Below are 19,633 nucleotides of genomic sequence, written 5' to 3'. Positions count from 1 at the left end.
ACGGGGGCGTTACGGGCTGGCCTGCGGGATTCCTTGCCTGGCCGACTTGCATTTTCCGGCCATTAAGTTGAAATCCGCAAAGGGTTGGATTGTGAAACCCTGATGTTTTGTTTCGCGCAGGTCGTGCACAGATTTCCCCGATGACCCAACTCCAGCAGCAGCCAGGCAGCACCGCGGCAGCGTCAGGGTCTTTGCGCGCTGGCGACAGCTCTGTGTCGCAGCAGATCGAACAGGGCGATCTGCTGGGCACAACGCCGGACAGGCTCTGGCCGCATGTGCCGCTATGGTCGCACGCGCTGGTGGCTGTCGCCCTGCTGCTGGTCGTGGGTCTGAGCTTTTCCAACTCGTTCAAATCGGGGATGACCCTGGACAACAAGTACATCATCGAGGAGTACTACAAGGCCCTGCTCCGCGCCGATCCCCGCCACGACCTGAAAAGCTGGAAACAGATCGAGTACATCTTCAAGAACGACTACTGGTGGCCGAAGGGCATCAGCGGGCTTTATCGACCGGTCACGACCTTCACGTACTGGGTTGACTATGTGCTGCTGACCGGCAAGCCGCAGTACAAGACGGATGACAAGGGCAGGGTCGTGCGCGACGCCGAGGGCAATCCGGTGCCGATGTCGTGGTACGACTACGCGCACACTCCCTTCCGCAGGCTCGACACCACCAGCTATCACGTCATCAACAACGTCCTGCACTGGATCAATTCGATCCTGGTATACCTGGTGGCACTGATGCTGCTGCAACGGGTGTGGCCGGCGGGGTTCGTGGCGGCGCTGTTCGCAGCGCATCCGATCACCACCGAATCGGTGACGAACATCATCGGCCGGGCGGACATGTTCGCGGCGCTGGTGACGTTTGGCGGACTGCTGCTGTATGCCAAGGCCACCCGCACCCGCGGCTCGTGGGCATTGCCCTGGGTCGTGGGGCTGATGCTGCTGACAACCTTCGGGCTGTTCGCCAAGGAAAGCGCCGCCGCGGTTGTGCTGGTGCTGATCGTCTACGACATCGCCTACCGCTGGCGAAGCGATGACCCGCGGCATTCAGGACTGCTGGGGCTGGTCAAATACGCCCTGCTGTACACGCTGGTGATGATCCTGTTGCCGGCGCTGAGCGGGTCGATTCTGGCCGACGCGGGCGTGCCGCAGGCGCTGCCGATGCCGCTGCGGATCGCCCTCAGCATCCCCTTCGCCGCCGCAGTCGCTTACTACATCCGCATGCGCGCCACCGTCGGGATTCGCTATGCATCCCTGGCGGCGCTGTTGGGCGCGGCCCTGGTGCAGACGGTGGCGTTTGGGTTTGTGCCGGTCTACGTATTGGCGCTGATCGGCGTGGTCGAATTCGTTTTGAGATGGATTGGCCTTCACAACACGGGACGATTGGCGCCGTTGCCGATGCTGATCGGCCACGGCGTGTTGTACTTGCTGCTGGTTGGGGCGCTGGTGGGGCTGCCGCTGGCGGCCAGCCTCCGGGCGGCTGAAATGGATCTGCTTTCGCGGCTTCCGCAGGCGGGACGCTGGATCTATGCGGGCGTGCTGGCGGCGGTGGGACTCGTGGTGTACGCGGCACTGTGGCAGTTTGATCGCCGGCTGCGGGTCGTGTCGCTGGTGGTGATTGCGGTAGCCAGCAGTGCCGCGGCGTTTCTGGTGCCCTACTGGCCGCTGACGATCACGGCGCCCATCGCGGCCATCGAGCTGTGCCGCGGCTCGCTGACCAGCCCGTCCGCTCGCTACCGCGTCGTGGCTCATTCCACGCTTTACCTGGCCCTGTTCTTCGCCCTGATCGGTCTGCCGATCCTGGCGCTGTGGTTCTTCCGCTGGAAGGGGTGGGACACCTGGGAACCGGCCGGCAGCACGCTCTCCTTCCACTTCTGGCGCTGGACGGATTATCTGGCCTGGCCGATTTCGTGGCTTGGCCTGAAGGAATGGGCCGGGTGGATCGAACGATATCTTGCCGCATCGGTGGTGGTGCTGCTGGGGCTGAGCCTGCATGTGCTGACGGCCAGCGACCAGGTGCGACGCTGGCTGAACGCGCACTTGGGCACTCGCCTGCCGCGGGCGCTGCGCCCGCCAGGCGAAGTGTTTGCGGTTCCCACGGCCCGGTCCAGCCGGGTGCTGGCGCTGATCGGCGTTGCGATCGCCAGCATCATCGCCAGCTTCTACTCCTACTGGCTGGGCATTCTGCTGGCGGTCGTGGTCGGGGTCCATGAGCTGATCCTGGGAACGCTCACGCCCCGCCGTCAGCATCCCGAATACGCGCGCGACTGGAGCCTGGTGTGGAACGGCTTTGCCCTGGCCTACGTGGCGATGATCCCGCCGCTGATCGCCATGGCCGCCGTACGCGACTGGGTCTTCCGCAATTCCTCCCCGGCGGAGACCCCTTTCCTGGACAACCCCATCCGCGGCATCTGGATGGTCAAAGAGCTGAATGTGCCCGGCTTCGACGCCGAGCTTCTGGCCAAGCCCCTGATCGGGCTTTCGTTCGTCGAGTGCAAGCTGACGGCCGTCAAGATTCTGGGCAAACTGCTGTGGCTGTTGACGTACCCGGCGCATCTGTCGGCGGATTACTCCTGGCACCAGATCCCCAACTTCAGCTACACGTTCGGAAACGGCTTTGAAGACGTCAAGGCGATCGTGGCGCTTGTGGCGGTGATTGCGATCTTCATCGTCCTGCCTTACTACACGTATCACCGCAGCCGCGCAACGTTCTTCTTCATCCTCTTTTTCTTTGCCGCGGCACTGCCCACCTCCAACCTGCTGGTGACGATCGGCAGCGTGATGGCCGAGAGGTTCATGTATCTGCCGCTGGCGGGGTTCACCGCCGTGGTGGTCATGGCAGTGTTCGCCGGCCTGCGATGGCTGTGGGAACGCCACCAACTGACCGACCCGGATGATTTTCCGTGGCACCGTTTTGTGGCCGGATCACTGCTGACGCTGCTCGTGTGCGTGTACGGTGTTCGGGCGTGGTTCCGCAACTTCGCCTGGGAGAGCGATGTGACTCTGTGGGAGGCGGCGCGCCAGGTTGCCGACCGCAGCTTCCGAACCTACCAGTCCCTGGCGTTTGCGTACTATGAACAGTACGTCGAGAAGACGGTCAAAGGCACGCCGCCGAAACAGCTCGAGGGCGAGATTGACCGCATGATCGCCACCGCCGAGCGCGCCAAGCCCATCGTGGACGTGCTGCCCAATCACCTGAACAGCAGCCGGCTGTACCTGCACCTGGGGATGTACTATTCGCTGAAAGGCGATCTGTATACCGAGCGACGTCCCGACGGTTCGCAGGTGATCACCAGCGAGGCCCGCAAGTGGTTCCAGAAGGCCGTCGATGTGCTGGAACAGGGCTCGCAGGTGGATCGTGCGTTCAACGAAGTGAACAAGGCCAAGCAGCGGCTTCGTGGCGACCCGGAGAAGGACATCACCGACGCAGGGCTGGGACCTGTCTACGGCACACTGGGCATGGCCTATACGAAGCTGGGGCAATACGACAAGGCGCTGGCGCGACTTCGCTACCAGCGGCAGCTTGATCCGGCTGATATCGATCCCTACCTGAAGATCGCCACCGTACAGCTTGCCCAGCAAAGGTACGACGACGCGGCCGTGACGCTTGTGCAGTGCATTCTGCTGGATTCTGCCCGGCAGGAAGTCTGGCAAACACTGATCCAACTGTACGGGATGGCCGGGGAGCGCGGGCTGGGCACGATCGTGCAGGAAAACGGGCAGTTCAAGTTGAACGTTTCACATCCGATGGTGCGCGAGCACCTGTGCAATGCCTATCGCGAGTTCGTGCGCGTCTTCCGTCAGGCCAAACGCTGGCAGATGGCCGAGGATGCCCGCAAGGTTGCCGTCGATCGCTACCAGTTCCCACGGAGCCTGTTCGATCCGCTGTTCGAGGAGAAGGTCCTGCCGGTGACACCGCAGGGCGTGCAGTACGACTGATCCTGAGCGCCCGCGACGTTGCCCCGCCGCCTGCTGCCCGCTGCCGGCTGCCCGCTGCCCGGCTATGATTGCTCACGATGGATATCAATGTTCTGGTCATCAATGTTGGCAACTCGCGTCTGGCGCTGGGCGCGTTCGTGGCGGGCAATCTGGAATACGTCAAGCGGATCAGTCACTCGCAGCGAAGCGACTGGCCGGCGGTGATCGCCGAGGCATGGTCGCATCTGGCGGGTCGAGAGGGCGCCGCGGTGGCCGGCGCCAGCGTCAACCCGCCTCTGATCGAGCCGGTCGAGCACGCCGTCATGCAGGTCACCGGCCAGCAGGTACAGTGGGTCGGCCGCCAGCTCGACGTGCCAATCAGGGTGCTGACCGAAAACCCCCAGGAAACCGGGATCGATCGCATCCTCAACGTCGCCGCCGCCTACGAGCAGATGCAGAAAGCCTGCGTGGTCGTCGACGCGGGCACCGCGATCACCGTGGACGTCTGCGACGACGAGGGCAACTTCCTGGGCGGGGCGATCGCGCCCGGCGTGGCCATGCAGTTCCAGGCCATGCACGAGCACACCGCCAAACTTCCGCTGGCGCAGCTCGAGGTGCCCCGTGACCCGATCGGCAAATCGACGATCGCGGCGCTTCAGCATGGCGTGTATCACGGCATCCGCGGCATGGTCAAGGAACTGGTCGAGAACTACGCCACGCATCTGGGCGCCTGGCCGGACGTCATCGCCACGGGCGGGGATGCCGGCAGACTGTTCGCCGGGTGGGAACTGGTGCATGCGGTCTCGCCGGACCTGACGCTCTACGGCATCGCGCTGGCGTATGCGGAGCATCACATCAGGCATGGAACTTGAGAGGGCAAAGGATGCGGGCGGAAGAATGACCGATGAAGCTCAGGACGCGGTGACCGTTCTGACTCCGCCGGGGGCGGCGGCGATCGCAGTCGTGCGGCTGCATGGTCCGCGAGTCGCCGCTTTTGTCGCGCGGTTCTGCTCCGGCAAGCCCGCGCCGGGGCGCGCAGTTCATCTCAGGCTCATCGACGAAAACGCCCGCGTCATCGACGATCCGGTCGTGGTCCTTCACGGCGACGGGCTGACGCTGGACATCAACCTCCACGGCGGCCCGTGGGTCGTGCGCGAATGCCTCAGCCTCGCGCAGCGCTTCGGCTTCACCGAGGCGAGCGATCGCCACCCCGATGCACACTCCGACGTCGAGCGCGAGATGCTCGAATCGCTGCCGCTGGCACGCACCGAGCAGGCGATCCGCATGCTCCTGGCTCAACCGCAGGCGTGGGCCGCTCTGACCCAGGAGCTTTCGCTTCTGCCCGGGCCGGATGTTCAGCGCCGCGCCCGCAGCATCCTCGAGGATCGCAGTCTGTGGTGGATGCTGCATCCCCCGCGCATCGCGATTGTCGGCCAGCCCAACGTCGGCAAGTCAACGCTGGCCAACCAGCTCTTCGGGCAGGCGCGCTCGATCACCGCCGACGTGCCCGGCACCACCCGCGACTGGGTAGGCGACTGGGCGAACATCGACGGCCTGCCGGTGATGCTGCTGGACACTCCCGGACAGCGCGAATCCGCCGATCCGATCGAGCAGGCCGCCATCGCCCGCAGTCGCGAGCAGATCGAGCAGGCGGATCTGCTGATCCTGATGCTGGACGCCACCCGCCCCCTACCGCGGGAGCTTGTGGCGCGATATCCCAACTCCATTCGCGTGGTCAACAAGTGCGACCTGCCGGCCGCCTGGGACATCCACGCGATCGATGCGATCCACACCGTCGCCACCACCGGCCAGGGGATCGAGCAGGTGCGAAGCAGAATCCTTGCCCACTTCGGGTGTGAGAAGCTCGATCCGTCGATCCCCCGCTGCTGGACCGACCGACAGCGCCAAATCCTGCATCACGCCCAATTTCAGAACATCCGCGAGATGTCGTGATAGGTCACGAAAAGGAAGACGCTTGCGATCAGCGCCAGCCCGACGATCTGGGCGATGCTCTGCGCCCGCGGCGACAGAGGCCGGCGCATGATCTTCTCCAGAATCAGAAACATGAACAGCCCGCCGTCCACGATCGGGATCGGCAGAAAGTTCACCACCGCCAGGTTGGCGCTGATCATCGCCAGAAACCAGATCAGCCAGTCGATTCCCCTGTCGGCGATTTTGGAGCCCTGGTGGAAGATGCCGATGGGTCCCATGGCGTTGGAGGCAGCGATGGAGCCCTGGATCATGCGTCGGATCGTCAGGTAGAACTGGACCATCAGGTCGCGCGTTTCCATGATGCCCCACGCCGCCGCGGTGAAAGGATTGTTCGTCTGCCGCGGCTCGCTCAGTTCCCGCAGCGCCACCAGCGCCGAGTAGCGCAGCCCGCGAATCGCCTCAAGGTCCTCCTGCGACAGCGACAGCTCGAAGGTTGCGGGTCCGGCCTTGGGTGTCTGCACTTCCAGCCTCACCGTGCCAGGTGCATCCAAATGACTGAGCAGCCGGTGCACGTCGTACCAGCTTGCCACCGGCTGGCCGTTGATCGACACGATCGTCGAGCCATCGGGGACCCGCGCGCGGTCGGCGGCGCTGTTCTGGACGATCTGGCCGATGACGGCGTGGTCGGCGTCATAGCCGGGCTGGATGCCCAGCCCGCGCCCGCCGGTCTCCAGGCGGGTCTGCGGCACCAGGTCCGTAACCGTCACAAGCTGCCCGTCGCGCAGCACCAGCATCTCCACGCTCTTGTAGCCGCGACTGGCTTCAGCCAGACGCTCACGCAACTCCATCGGCGAAGGATGATCGAACGTGTCGGACGTGCCCTTGATGGTCATCGAGACCACGTCGTCGCCCGGCCGAAGCTTGCCCCGCGCGCTGGAGTTCTCCACGATCGCCTCGACCGTGGCACGCGGCACCATGCCGGCAAAATCCAGCTCCATCGCATTGAACGGCTTGGCGGGAAAACGCGGGCGGAGCTGCACCTGTCGCGTCTGCCCGGCCATGTCCTGCACGGTCAGCTCGACCGGCTGGCCGTACGATGCCTGTAGCGCCCGGTCGAGCTTGTAGAATTGCCTGACCTGCACCGGCTCGCCGTTGATCGCCACGATCGTGTCGCCCGGACGGATCGTAAACACATCCGGCGGAACAAGGTCCGCGTTCTTCTCCCAGTCGCGCGGCACCTTCCGCGGATCCAGCCCGCGCAGCTCCGGCGCCGGCGAAATCCCCAGCTTCAGGAACCCGTTGACGTCGCCGGCCTCTCGCTGCGGAGTGACCTTCAGCGTCCTCTCCGCGCCATCCACGCCGCGAACGGTGACGGGCACGGTCTGCCCTTCCTCGACCAGAGCCACGTTCATGCTGATTTTCGTGAAGTCGTGCTGCGGCACGCCGTCGATCGTGAGGATCCGGTCGCCGACCTGAATCCCCGCCCGCTGCGCCGGAGAACCGGTCGCGACCGACCCCACCACCGGAGGCGGAACGTTGAACCCGATCCGGAACAGCACCGCGAACAGGATGATCGCCAGGATCACGTTCATGATCACCCCGGCCGAGACGATCACCATCCGCTTGCCGATCGACTTGTTGTTGTAGGCGCGGGGATGGTCGGAGGTGGCGTTGGGGTTCATGTCATCCTGCCCCAGCATCTTCACGTACCCGCCAAGGGGGATCCAGTTCAGGCGGTATTCGGTCTCGCCCAGCCCCAGTTGCGCCGCGGCGTACTCCAGGCGCAGGTCTTCGCTGGTCGATGCGTCGGGCAGCTCCTGCGGCGGCTTCCGCGAGGCGTCCTGCTGCCTGAGGTAGTCGCGGAGCTTCTGCTCATATTCGGCCCGCGAGCTGCCCAGGCGAAAGCCCAGCCCCTTGCGCCAGGAGATCAGCGCCTGTCCGAAGCCGACGGCGAACTGCTCGACCTTCACCCCCGCCCACTTGGCCGCCAGAAAGTGCCCAAGCTCGTGCCAGAAGATCACGAACCCGAAGCCCAGAACCAGCAGGATGACCGTTCCGATGTACTCAAAATCCATTGGCGATCCACATTATGAACCACTGATGAACACGGATGAACGCAGATGCAATCGCAGATCTCAAATCCAGAATCTGTGTTCATCGGTGTTCATCCGTGTTTGCGAACTCCTCGATAAGCGACTCGGCGGTGGCCCGCGCCGCACGGTCGGCTTCGAGCAAATCGTCCAGCGACGGCTCGGGCTGAAGCCGACTGGAGCGAATTGTAAGCTCGACGATGCGCGAAATCATGCCGAAGCCGATCCTGCGGTCTATGAAGGCTTTGACGGCGACTTCGTTGGCGGCGTTGAGGACCGCGCCGGCGGTGCCACGCTGCCGCGCCGCCTCATACGCCAGACGCAACGCCGGAAACCGCTGCGGGTCCGGCGGCTCAAAGTGCAGCGACAACGCCCGGCTCAAGTCCAGCCTCCGCCCGATTCCTTCCCGTCGCTGCGGATACGTCAGGGCATACTGGATCGGGGTTCGCATGTCCGGTGGGGAAAGCTGGGCGATCACCGATCCATCCACGAACTCCACCATCGAGTGCACGATCGATTCCGGATGCACCACGACCTCGATCTTCTCCGGTGGAAGGTCGAACAGCCAGCAGGCTTCGATGATCTCCAGCCCCTTGTTGAACATGGTGGCCGAGTCGATCGTGATCTTGCTGCCCATCTGCCAGGTGGGATGGTTGAGGGCATCCTCGGGCGTGGCGCGGGCGAGCTGTTCGGGCGAGGCGCAGCGGAATGGCCCGCCGCTGGCGGTCAGGATCACGCGCCTGACCTCCGACAGCCGCCCGCAATGCATCGCCTGGAAGACCGCCGAGTGCTCGGAATCCACCGGCAGGATCTGCACCCCACGCCGCCGCGCCTCGGGAACAATCAGCGAGCCGGCGACCACCAGCGCTTCCTTGTTGGCCAGGGCGATCTGCTTTCCGGCGCGGATGCCCGCCAGCACAGGCCCAAGCCCCGCCGCTCCCACGATCGCCGCCAGCACCATGTCCACATCCGCCCGACAGACCATCTGCGAGAGGCCTTCGACGCCGCTGTAGACCTGGCAGCCCAGATCGCGCGTCGCGTCGCGAAGCTGCTGCGTCAGCGTCTGATCCGCCACCGCCACGGCCGCCGGACGATGCCGTCGCGCCTGCTGGATCAACTTTTCAACGTTTTGGTTGGCCGACAGCGCCACCGCGCGGTAGGGAGCGCCAAGGTGCTCGATCACCTCCAGGGCATGGCATCCGATCGAGCCGGTGGAACCCAGAATTGCGATCCGCTTGCCGTTCACGAACAAATCCTCGCCGAATGCGCTGCAAGCCGCTGTGTGCCTCTGCCCTCACACAAGCGTCCGCGATCGGAAGACCTTGTCGAATGCCGGTGTCAGCAGGCTGGCGGTGAGCAGCCCCAGGTACGGGCCGATCGCGACGTTGACGTACAACTGGTATACCCCGCTGAGCACGCCCGCCAGAAGAGCATAGACCGTTCGTCCGCGGCGGGTCATCGGTCGCACCGCAGGCCAGGTCGCCAGAAAGAACGCCATGAACGCCAGCGGCGAAGCCATCAGCTCATAGTTGACCAGTGTCAGGGACAGCTCCCACCCCACGCCCTTGACGCGCATGGGCAGCCACCTCCGCACGACATCGGTCTCGTTGATCAGCACCGGCACGGGAAGCAGAAGCATCGCCAGAATCGCACCGATGAAAATGAGCAGCGGAACCCGGTAGTCGATCACTCCGCGATACAGCAGAAACAGCCCGCCGATGATGGCGGCGATGGCGCTGCCCGAGCCGATCGGCGCCGGATGTCCGCCCACCAGCAGATCCTCCAGCGGCGGCATGCGATCGCGCAGCAGCGAATCCAGCGAAATCCATGTCCGGTTCACCGACCTTGCGCCGGTGGTGAACGCGGTGAGCTGTTGTGACGCCGGTTCGATGCGGATGGCGTTGTGCCCGGGAATCTGCGCGGCGTCAAGCCAGGGCTGGCTGATGGGGCGTGGTGCATCGCCGGGGGCGGCGTCCAGCACGTCTCCGACGAACACCCGCCCGCGCTGAAGCACGTACCGCGGCACCAGCAATTCACCGAAGCACACGAACAGCAGCAGATGCGTGACCAGCACGGGATGAACACGTCCGGATCCCAGTCCGCCCAGCAGCCACATGAACATGACCAGGATCGCTCCGCCAACGACCAGCACCGGCCAGAGCATCGCGTCGGTGCTGCCGCCCGTGTGTGTCGTCAGCCGGACGCTGCCGCTGAACAGGTGAGCCGGGAGCGTCATCGCCAGCAGCAGGGCAAACCATAGGCAATGAGTCAGGTGCAGTTGCCCGCCGCGCATGCCGATGCGCTTCCAGCACAGCCGCGCCAGCGCCGCCGACGCCACGACCATCGCCACCGCCGCCAGTGCGCGCCAGCCGAACAGCAGGATTCCCGCAGTCAGCGGAAAGACGGCCCCCAGGGCATGCAGGGCAAAGAACCGCCGCAGGTCCACGCCGCTGTGCAGCAGCATCGCCGATGCACCCGCGCGCGGCAGCTCATGCTGCGCAGCCGCGGCAGGCGGCGACGGCGGCTGTGTCGCCTGGCTCGCGTTGGCGTCGCTGGTTGGGTGCGTCATCGGCGCTGCGCTGTCGGACATTCGCCCGAGAGATTACATCGACTCCAGCAAAGCGTACAGCCGCGCTTGCATCGCCCCATCAGGCGCGTGCCCATTCATGTCAACGGCTTGACACTGCTGTGCCGAGTACGCGCTGTCCGATCCGGGCAAGTCGCGCGATCTTCATTCATCGGCGACCATCGGGGCGGCGGCGAACGACTGGTTCATCCGCCGGATGAACCGTACCCCCTCCAGCAGCGGCAGCAGGGATGGACAGACGTAGGCGCAGATGCCGCATTCGATGCACGCCTCGATCCCGGCGCGCTCAGCAAGAGCCGTATCGTGGCGCTGGGCCGCTTCCAGGGCGGCGGCGGGGTGCACTCGCGTGGGGCAGGCATCCACACACCAGCCGCAGCGGATGCACGGCGCCGGATTGATCTGCGGCGGCGGCGCCGACAGGTGCAGCACCAGCTCGCCGCCCCCCACCAGCGTCTGCATGGACAGTCGCACATCGCGCAACAGCTCCCCGGCACGCAGCAGCCGGCCCTGCCACGGCAGGCCGAGTCGATCCAGCAACTCGGTAATGGCCATGCCGATGGGCGCCACGAGGTATTCGCTGCGTTCCAGGCCGTGATCGCGGATCGCCAGCGGCGCGTGCGTCATCGGCTCGCCAAGCAGCGCCTCGCGTCCGATCAGGACGGCGGCGGCGGCGTCCAGCAGGATCACGCCCTGCTCGGTGGGCAGCCGCCCCGGTCGCAGCCGCCGATCCAGCAGCGAGTACAACAGCAGCGTCGGATCGGCCTGCGGATAGTCGTTGACCATCGGTCGCAGGTCTGTGTTGATCGCGGCGCATGCGCCCGCCAGGCGAGCCCACCAGCCCGAAGGAACGCGTCGATCCACGACGACGGCCGCGCCTTCGGCGTGCGTCAGCCGCGACAACAGCAGCATCGCGGCCGACAGCTCCAGCGCGTACCGCGCCGCCAGCGCGCTGTTCAGACATGCCTCCGGATCCACGTCCAGGGCGTTGCACAGAATCGTGTCAACCGGCCGGCGCAGCGCCTGCTCGAGCTGGCGGTACAGATCCGGCGAGTTGTGTCGGTCTGCGACGATGCCCGCGCGGCGGAGTCGGTCGATCCATGCACCCAGCTCCGTCGGGCGAACCTCACGCACAGGTTCCAGCCTCGCCATGTCCGGAACGGCGAACCATGGCGATGTCTCGAGAAACGCAAACGTCGGCGGATCCGGCGGCCAGGGCGACGATGCATCCATGATAGAACGATCCTGCGGCCTGGTCTGAAACGTCTCAGTCAAACGTCTGAGTCATCTGTGCGGCTTGTGGCTTACGCCTGACGCCTGCTGGCACCTCACGCCGGTTGAGTCTGCAACGGTATGCCAGCGCGGCTGCACAGTTCCTTCAGCGCATCGGCGGCGGTCTTGAACAGCTCCGGGCCACTGAAGCCGCTGAACTGCCCGTGCGCCTTAAGGTGCGGCTCGAGGCTCAAAAAACCGCGGTAGCCGCTCTGGTAGGCGTCCTTGAGGATCGGCTCCAGCGATCCGTCGCCCTTGCCCGCGGGCACGACTTTGCCGTCGGACCACAATGCATCCTTGATGTGGATGTGCACGGTATAAGGCTTGAGCATCGGCCAGCAGTCCAGCGGCCTCTGCTTGACCTGCACGAAATTGGCAAAGTCAAAGGCGCTGCGCAGCTTGGGGGAATTGATCGTCTGCATCAGGTCCAGGCAGCGCTGTCCGGTCTCGCCGTAGATCCGCGACTCGTTCTCATGCACCAGCGTCACGTCGATGTTGCGGACGTAATCGACTTTCTGCTGAAAGCGGCGGATGATTTCGTCGCGATAGCGGAGGATTTCGCCGCTGTCATCGGGATAGTAGCTGAACAGCCGAACCATCGGGGCGTTGAAGTACTGCGCCAGCTCGACGGCGATCTTGAAGCGGTCGAAGTGCTGGTTCCAGTCGTCGGTGATCTTCACCTTGCCGATGGGCGATCCGATCGCCGCCACGCCCATGCCGTTGCCCTCCAGCTTGCTCTTGATCTCGGCGCGCAGCGGCTTGTCGAAGTCCAGACAGTTTCGGCCGTACACCCCGCGCAGCTCGATGTGCATGATCCCGTTTTCCCGACATACCCTGATCTGTTCGTCGAGTTGCGGCGAAATCTCGTCCGCAAAGGCGGCCAGCTTCAGCATAGGATCTCCGGTGAATGAACCAGGCGCATTGTAGATGATGGGACTCCGGCGGCAAGCGGGTGCCCGCTCACAGCACGACCGGCTCCACGCCCGCGGCCAGCGCCTTGGCGACCATCGAATCGTAGAGCGCATCTTCCCGGCTGCTGCGCCAGGCGTTGCGGCGCTTCTGGTCGTCCAGCGTCTGCTTGGCGCCGGTGGCGAAGTCGATCTGGCAGCGGAATTCCGGCACGTCGCGCCTGGCCTTGCTCGAAGTGTACGCGCCGTGAAACTGCGTGATCTCGCGCAGCAGCGTGAATCGCTTCGGATCATGCGCGATGATCCAGCCGGCCGGCATGAACAGCACCTGCGCCGGCCTGCCAATCGCGGCGGCGGCGTCACGCAGGTAGTCGCGCCAGGTGAAAACCTGGTCGCGCGTCGCGTTGTACGACTGCCCGAACGTCACGGGATTCAGAGCCGCGTACGCGAACAGCTTGCCGCAGTCGTCGCGATGGGTAGACACCCAAAGCCCCAGACCATCCCCAGCACACAGCACCGGCAAACCGCGCTCGATCCGGTCCCACGAGCTGGGGTCCGACTGGAGGTTGTCGATCAGCGGCGATCCCGGGCCGTAGGTGTGGCTGGGGCGGATGATCGTCACCGGCATCCGCTTCTGCTCGTGGGCACGTAGAAAGATCCGCTCGCATGCGAGCTTGTTGCGACCGTATTCGCTGATCGGCTCCTGTGGGAAGCTCTCGTCGATCAGCACGTTCGGCGGAACCTTCACGCCGTACGTGCACACCGTCGAGCAGAAGATGAAATGCCCGCAGCGGCCGGAAAAGGCGCGCACGTCGCTCTCGGCCTGCGGCGGGTTGTAGCAGATCATGTCGATGACGACGTCGAAGGTTTTCTCGGAACAGACTCGCTCGAAGGCGTCAAAGTCGTTGCGGTCGAGGGTGATCTGCTCGACGCGTCCGGGCGTCGCCGCCGCTGGATCCGAGACGGCTCGCCTGCCGCGGTTCAGCATCGTCACCTGCGCATTGCGCTGAAGCAGATGCCTGACAATACCGGTGCTGATCAGTCCCGTGCCGCCGATGATCAGAGCTCGCATGGTTGGGTTGACTCCCTGGTTGCGGCTATAATCGCATCGAATGGCCAAAGCTTCCAGTCAATGTCCCGGTGAGATCGAGGTTGACGAGGATCTGTCGTTGCCGGCGAGCGTGGACCTGCCGCGGATCGAGCGCGCGGTGCGGGAGATTCTGCTGGCGGTGGGCGAAAACCCGGATCGCGAGGGGCTGCGCAAGACGCCCGGCCGCGTCGCCCGCGCCTATGCCGAGCTGATGGCCGGATTGCGGCAGGATCCCCGCGAGCACCTTCGCACCACGTTCAACGAGCGTTACGACGAAGTGGTCCTGCTTCGCGACATCGAGTTTCACTCGCTGTGTGAGCATCACCTGCTGCCGTTTACCGGCCGGGCGCACGTGGCGTATCTGCCGGACGGGAAAGTCGTGGGTCTGAGCAAGCTGGCGCGGCTGGTCGAGGGCTTTGCCCGCCGCCCCCAGGTGCAGGAACGGCTGACCACGCAGATCGCCGACGCCCTGATGGAAGAGCTCAACCCCATGGGGGCCGCGTGCGTGATCGAAGCGACGCACACGTGCATGACGATCCGCGGCGCCAAGAAACCCGGCAGCGTGATGGTCACCAGCGCGTTGCGCGGCATCTTCAAGGAGAACCCCTCCAGCCGCGCCGAAATCCTCACGCTGATGTACAGTGACCGCAATGGCAAGCTCTAGCAGCACGTCTGCTTCCAGCGGCCCCGCTTGCGCGGCGCGGGCATCCAGCCCGACCGGTCCTGAATCAGCATTGGATGTCGCCCGGGGCAGTGCAGACACACCTGCTGGCCACGGCTGGCGCTGGGCGGCAATCCTGCTGCTGATCCTGGGCTTTCAGATTTGGCTGCTGATCGACCAGCGCCTCGTCCGCACGCCTGGCGAACTGCTCGTGCTCCTGGCTGCGCTGGCGCTGCCCCTGTTCCCGCCGGTGCGGTGGCTGATCGAATCGACCATCGCATCCCTGCGCCGCGCGCGGGGAACGCACGTGGCCGTCATGGCACTCGTCGTTCTGCTCATCGCCTGCGCTTACTTTTATTTCACCGCCGTCCGGCAACAACGCTTTTTCTTCCCGATCTATCAGGACGAGTTCAGTTACCAGATCCAGGCCCAGATGCTGGCGCGGGGGCGGCTGTGGATGCCCATGCATCCGCTGGCCGACTTCTTCGACTCCTTCTACGTCATCGTCGATCCGGTCTACAGCTCGATGTATTTTCCGGGGACGGCCTTGCTTCTGGCACCGGGCGTATGGCTTGGATTGCCGTCATGGGTCGTGCCGCTCGTGCTGGCGGGCGCGACGGTAGCGATCGCGTTTGTGGTCTTCCGCGAAGCACTCGGCAGCGACACTGCCGCCGGCGCGCTGGCCGCACTGCTGTTCATCGGACTGTCGCTGCTGCGCATGCTGAGCCTGATGAGCCTGTCCAATCTTCCGGCCTTGATGCTGGGACTTGTGGTGGTGGGTGCGTGGCTCGGCTGGCGACGGAGGCGCGCGATGGCCTGGCTCGTGCTGCTCGGCGGTGCCAGCGGCTGCATGGCCATTACCCGACCCGTCGATGCACTCTGCTACGCCGTGCCCGTCGGAATCATGCTCCTGTGTGACCTGCGATCGAGCGGTCTCCGTGCCGCTATCCAGTCGATGGCGATCATCATTCTCTGCGCAGCGCCTTTTCTGGCCGTGCAGTTGGCCTTCAACCGCGGCGTGACCGGACGATGGCTCACCACGCCCTTCCGTTATTACACCGATCGCGACTACCCCAACGTCGGCTTCGGCTTTGCGACAGTCGATCCGAATGCCAGACCGGTCTCGCAGATTCCGCAGAAGCAGGCGTTTTACCGCCAGACCGTCGTCCAGCTCGTCCGCAACCACCGCCCCGCCGCTGTGGCGCGCGACTGGCTCGCCCGCCGATTGCCGCTGCTCCTGCGCGAGACCCTGCCCGACTCGCTGCTGCTCGTGCTGGCGACTGCGGGCGTGGTGGGTCTGCGCTCGCGGCGGCACTGGCCCTTTGTGCTCGTGTTGCCGATGTTCGTCCTGCTCTATTCGCTCTACCCGTTCTTCCTCGTTCACTACGTCATCATCGTCGCGCCGGCGGTTGTCCTGCTCGTGCTGCTGGCATGGAAGACGCTTCCGACCCTCTGGCCGGGGCATCAGTCCGTCGTGCGCGCGATCCTCACGCTGCTCATCATCGCCTTGACGATCGCCTCGTTGCCGGAATTTCACCGCACCATGAGCGACAGTTTCTTCATGACTTCGGTACATCCTCGCGTGAACCAGACGCTGGCCAGGCTTGAACACAAGCCGGCCGTCGTGCTCTTCCGCTACGCGCCTGGCCAGTCGCTCGAGGAAGAGCCGGTCTACAACTTCGACGTCGCCTGGCCGGATGATGCTCAGATCATCCGTGCCCATGATCTTGGCCCGACGCGCAACATCGAGATCTTCCGTTACTACGCGCAGCGCCAGCCCAACCGTGCCTTCTACCTGTACGATCGCGCCGACGACTCGATTCGGTTTCTCGGTTTTGCCCCGGAGCTTGCGCGCGGAGGCGAGGCAGGCATATAATCGTCACCATGACCGACACCCAAGCCCGCATTGAACAGTTTCGCCGGATGTCCGAAGCTGACCCGAACAATGAGCTGGGGCATTTCTCGCTTGGCCGCGCGCTGCTGGACGCGGGCGAGTATGCCGAGGCGGCCAAATGCTTTCAGCGGGTGATCGCGCTGAACCCCAACATCGGCAAGGTCTATCAACTGCTCGCGCAGGCGCAGCTTGCACTGGGGCAGCGCGATCTGGCGATCGAGTCGCTCAAGACCGGCGCCCGCACGGCCCACAACCGTGGCGACCTTCTGCCGAAAAACGAGATGCTCAAGATGCTGCGGGAGCTGGGCGTGGAAATGCCCGAGCTGGACGCCGCCGCCACGCCCCAGCAGGTCGGCGAAGGCCAGGTCCACTGCAAACGCTGCGGGCAGGTCAAATCCAAACTCCCGGCCCCGCCGTTCCGCAACGCCTTTGGACAGCAGATCCAGCAGAACACCTGCGCCGACTGCTGGCGCGAGGCGATTGCCTTCGGCACCAAGGTCATCAACGAGCTGCGTCTGCCGATGGCCGACCCGCAGGCGCAGCAGATCTGGAACCATCACATCCGCGAGTTTCTGAACCTGAATCGGTGATCGTGACGGCGGGCGTGCGCTGCCGCCGCCGACCGCAAAGCAACCCGGCCGGCAGGAGATGCAGCGCCAACGTCGCCGGCTCGGGGATCGATTCGGAGAAAGCGAATCGCACCTCGCGATTTGCCGAGCCGATGTTCAGCAGGCCGTCCGCATCGGAATCAAAGAGGAATTCGCGCACGGTCTCCAGGCCCATGTTGTCCATCGGGTCCAGATTGCTCTGGAGCCTGTCGTGCGCGTATCCGATCCAGGGGATGCCCAAAGTTGTGCCACACTCGAAGACGCGCACGGCGTGTCCGCCGGTGGGATTGCCCATCGCGTCGTCGTAGGTCCAGACGATTTCCACATCTTCGCCGCGCGCCAGCTCATCGCAGATCCACTGCCAGGTGATCGGCATCCCGTCGCTGGTGGAGGTGATCCCGCTGGAGGTGAAGTTTCCGGCCGGGAGCTGATTGCCCGCTCCGCCGTAACCCATACCGCGGTGCCTGTGGATCAGGTTGCCGGCCAGCCCGGAGTCGGACAGGTAACGGAACTTGCCCTGAAGCATGGGCACGAACCACACGCCGCTGCCGCTGTTGCGATTGGGCGCGTTGCGGTTGGCCGCCGTGTCGAGCTTGCCGACGAGGCTGTTGTCCCCCTTGATTCCCGGCACATGGTTGTTCGGAACGTTCAGCCCGAAACGATTCTCCAGGTATTGCAGGCTGTTGGCGATCGACATCGGGAAGCACTGGTTGGTCGCCGCCTGCACGTTCGAAAGATTGGGCTGACTGGTGTTGACGGTAGTGACCCCGCCGGGGATGAAGCCGACGGCGTTGGGGGGATTGGGCAGTCCGATCGACGACGTGGCGGCGTCTCCGGCGCCTTCGGCGTTGTACAGGCCCTGCGCCAATGAGAAGCTCTGCTGGCCGCCCGGGCTGATCGTCTGTAGAGGCGCTGGCGAGTACTCGACGCGCGCCGAAATCGCCGCATGCGCTCCGCTTTGCAGAAGATCGAACGTGCGCGAGATCGGGCCGTAACCGTCGGCGGCATTGAGATACAGGTTCTGCACCAGCCATTGCGTGCCACCGGCTCCATCGCTCGTCACGACATTGAGGTATCCGCTGGCGATGCCGGTCGCGCTCTGAAGCACCTGCGGATCCGCTGTGACTTCACCCCAGCGGGAGAATGACTCCGACGCGCCGCCGAACTGGAAGCTGAGCTGTTCGAACACCAGGCCATTGCCCGGCCCCGGCGGAATGACTACGGGCTGCCCCGCGACGCGGCTGATGATCGCCAGGCACAGCCATGGACCGCACATCCATAACCGCACGCCGCTCAAACTGGATCCCCTTTGACCGACTCGGGAGCGCAGGTGTTGCGACATGATCAGACTCCCTTCCGTCGTGGCGAATGCAGGATCGGCAAGACTGATGATGCCCGCGATGGATGATCGACAGGACCGTCACAAACGTTCAAGGCGAGGCGGGCGCGATCCTGACTCTGCGATCTGTTGACGTGAGATCGATGCTACCACCGCCAACGCAGGGCACAAGAGGCCGCCGGCGATTTGGTGAAATTGATTTTCCGATGTCACGGGCATCCGGGCTGCGGGCCAGAGGATCGCCCGGCCGCGGATCACGCCACCGTCCAGGTCTCCGGGCCGTCGATCAGCTTCTGGATATCGCCTTCGCCGCGTTCGGCCCTGGCCTTTTCGATCTGCTTTCGCACCAGATCGACGTAGCGTTCCTGTTCGACGGCGCGGAACACGCCCAGGGGTTCGGGGAAGTCCGGCTGACGCATGCGGCTGAGCAGGAATGCCAGGCTCGACGGTCCCTTCTCATCGTGAACCAGCAGGTCGTCCTTGGGCACGGTCTTCAGATCGACCACCTCCGGACGAAGTCCATTGAGGCGGATGCCCTTGTCGTTGTTCTTGCCGAAAATCAGCGGCTTGCCGTGTTCCAGATACAGCGTGGTCTCGCTCTTGGTTTCCTTGTCGGTGGCGTAGTCGAACGCGCCGTCGTTGAAGATGTTGCAGTTCTGATAGATTTCGACGAAGGCGGTACCGACGTGTTTGGCGGCGCGCTCCAGCACATACTCCAGATGCTTCACGTCGCGATCGATGGCACGTGCGGCGAAGCTGGCCTCGGCCGCGATCGCCACGCTCACCGGCCGGACCGGCGAATCCGGCGCGCCCATCGGCGTGCTCTTGGTGATCTTCCCCTTTTCGCTGGTGGGGCTGTACTGCCCCTTGGTCAGCCCATAGATCCGGTTGTTGAACAGCAGGATCTTCACGTCCACATTTCGCCGGATGATGTGCAAAAAGTGATTGCCGCCGATCGACAGTCCGTCGCCGTCGCCGGTGACCAGCCACACATTCAGCTCCGGCCGCGCCAGCTTCAGCCCCGTGGCGAATGTCGGCGCCCGACCGTGGATCGTGTGCATCCCGTAGGTGTTCATGTAGTACGGGAAACGGCTGGAGCAGCCGATCCCGCTGATGAAAACGGTCTTGGACCGGTCCACCGCGAGCTTGGCGAAGACCTTCTTCACCTGCATGAGGATCGAGTAGTCGCCGCAACCGGGGCACCAGCGGATGTCCTGGTCGGAGGCGTAGTCCTGGGGCTTAAGGACGGGAATGTTGGGGGTTGGTGCGATGCTCATGATTGATTGCCAGTGATCAGTTGCCAGTTGTCGTTTGCCTCTTGCCGCCCGTCAGTCG

The 19,633-nt window shown here is 64.6% G+C and carries 14 protein-coding genes; 6 read left to right on the top strand and 8 right to left on the bottom strand.

Annotation, left to right across the window (positions count from 1 at the left end):
• The first annotated feature begins 140 nt into the window (after positions 1-140).
• The 3 genes from ACQS5P_RS14105 (at position 141) to ACQS5P_RS14095 (ending at position 5,873) form a co-directional block, all read left to right on the top strand.
• Positions 141-3,941: a tetratricopeptide repeat protein gene (locus ACQS5P_RS14105; protein ID WP_428937262.1), complete on the top strand. Its 3,801-nt coding sequence runs from the start codon at positions 141-143 to the stop codon at positions 3,939-3,941.
• A gap of 77 nt (positions 3,942-4,018) precedes the next feature.
• Complete coding sequence (locus tag ACQS5P_RS14100) at positions 4,019-4,792, top strand: type III pantothenate kinase (protein ID WP_428937261.1); 774 nt, start codon at positions 4,019-4,021, stop codon at positions 4,790-4,792.
• 25 nt (positions 4,793-4,817) lie between these two features.
• Complete coding sequence (locus tag ACQS5P_RS14095) at positions 4,818-5,873, top strand: GTPase (protein ID WP_428937260.1); 1,056 nt, start codon at positions 4,818-4,820, stop codon at positions 5,871-5,873.
• Here the strand turns inward: ACQS5P_RS14095 and ACQS5P_RS14090 are convergent.
• From ACQS5P_RS14090 to ACQS5P_RS14065, 6 genes are all read right to left on the bottom strand, one after another.
• Positions 5,849-7,927, bottom strand: a complete 2,079-nt coding sequence (locus ACQS5P_RS14090; protein ID WP_428937259.1) for a site-2 protease family protein — start codon at positions 7,925-7,927, stop codon at positions 5,849-5,851. The genes ACQS5P_RS14095 and ACQS5P_RS14090 overlap by 25 nt on opposite strands.
• 79 nt (positions 7,928-8,006) lie before the next feature.
• Entirely contained in the window at positions 8,007-9,188 is a 1,182-nt protein-coding gene (locus ACQS5P_RS14085) for a 1-deoxy-D-xylulose-5-phosphate reductoisomerase (protein WP_428937258.1), read from the bottom strand.
• A 48-nt stretch (positions 9,189-9,236) separates the two neighbouring features.
• Positions 9,237-10,511 carry an RnfABCDGE type electron transport complex subunit D gene (locus tag ACQS5P_RS14080; RefSeq protein WP_428937257.1) on the bottom strand — a complete coding sequence of 425 codons (1,275 nt, stop codon included), beginning with the start codon at positions 10,509-10,511 and terminating at the stop codon, positions 9,237-9,239.
• A 162-nt stretch (positions 10,512-10,673) separates the two neighbouring features.
• Positions 10,674-11,759, bottom strand: coding sequence for a 4Fe-4S dicluster domain-containing protein (locus ACQS5P_RS14075; protein WP_428937256.1), 1,086 nt, complete (start codon positions 11,757-11,759; stop codon positions 10,674-10,676).
• Between the two features lie 95 nt (positions 11,760-11,854).
• Positions 11,855-12,691 (bottom strand): sugar phosphate isomerase/epimerase family protein, encoded by an 837-nt coding sequence (locus ACQS5P_RS14070; RefSeq protein ID WP_428937255.1) that lies wholly within the window; start codon positions 12,689-12,691, stop codon positions 11,855-11,857.
• A 67-nt stretch (positions 12,692-12,758) separates the two neighbouring features.
• Positions 12,759-13,778, bottom strand: coding sequence for an NAD-dependent epimerase/dehydratase family protein (locus ACQS5P_RS14065; RefSeq protein WP_428937254.1), 1,020 nt, complete (start codon positions 13,776-13,778; stop codon positions 12,759-12,761).
• Positions 13,779-13,818: 40 nt separating this feature from the next.
• Here ACQS5P_RS14065 and folE point away from each other — a divergent pair, with 40 nt between their 5' ends.
• From folE to ACQS5P_RS14050, 3 genes are read left to right on the top strand one after another with little or no spacing between them, the layout of a single operon-like run.
• Entirely contained in the window at positions 13,819-14,460 is a 642-nt protein-coding gene (gene folE / locus ACQS5P_RS14060; RefSeq protein ID WP_428937253.1) for a GTP cyclohydrolase I FolE, read from the top strand.
• Positions 14,447-16,333, top strand: a complete 1,887-nt coding sequence (locus tag ACQS5P_RS14055) for a hypothetical protein (RefSeq protein ID WP_428937252.1) — start codon at positions 14,447-14,449, stop codon at positions 16,331-16,333. The genes folE and ACQS5P_RS14055 overlap by 14 nt, the downstream gene beginning before the upstream one ends.
• Before the next feature lie 8 nt (positions 16,334-16,341).
• Positions 16,342-16,941, top strand: a complete 600-nt coding sequence (locus ACQS5P_RS14050) for a Fe(2+)-trafficking protein (RefSeq protein ID WP_428937251.1) — start codon at positions 16,342-16,344, stop codon at positions 16,939-16,941.
• Here ACQS5P_RS14050 and ACQS5P_RS14045 read toward each other — a convergent pair.
• Together ACQS5P_RS14045 and ACQS5P_RS14040 are read right to left on the bottom strand one after the other, a co-directional pair.
• Entirely contained in the window at positions 16,853-18,301 is a 1,449-nt protein-coding gene (locus ACQS5P_RS14045; protein WP_428937250.1) for a hypothetical protein, read from the bottom strand. The two genes, ACQS5P_RS14050 and ACQS5P_RS14045, sit on opposite strands and share 89 nt — an antisense overlap.
• A gap of 251 nt (positions 18,302-18,552) precedes the next feature.
• Positions 18,553-19,575 (bottom strand): 2-oxoacid:ferredoxin oxidoreductase subunit beta, encoded by a 1,023-nt coding sequence (locus tag ACQS5P_RS14040; RefSeq protein WP_428937249.1) that lies wholly within the window; start codon positions 19,573-19,575, stop codon positions 18,553-18,555.
• Positions 19,576-19,633 lie beyond the last annotated feature (58 nt).

This window comes from Fontivita pretiosa, assembly GCF_050410795.1.
Taxonomy (GTDB): Bacteria; Planctomycetota; Phycisphaerae; order Tepidisphaerales; family Tepidisphaeraceae; genus Fontivita; species Fontivita pretiosa.
This window is presented reverse-complemented; position numbering and strand designations above follow the sequence as displayed.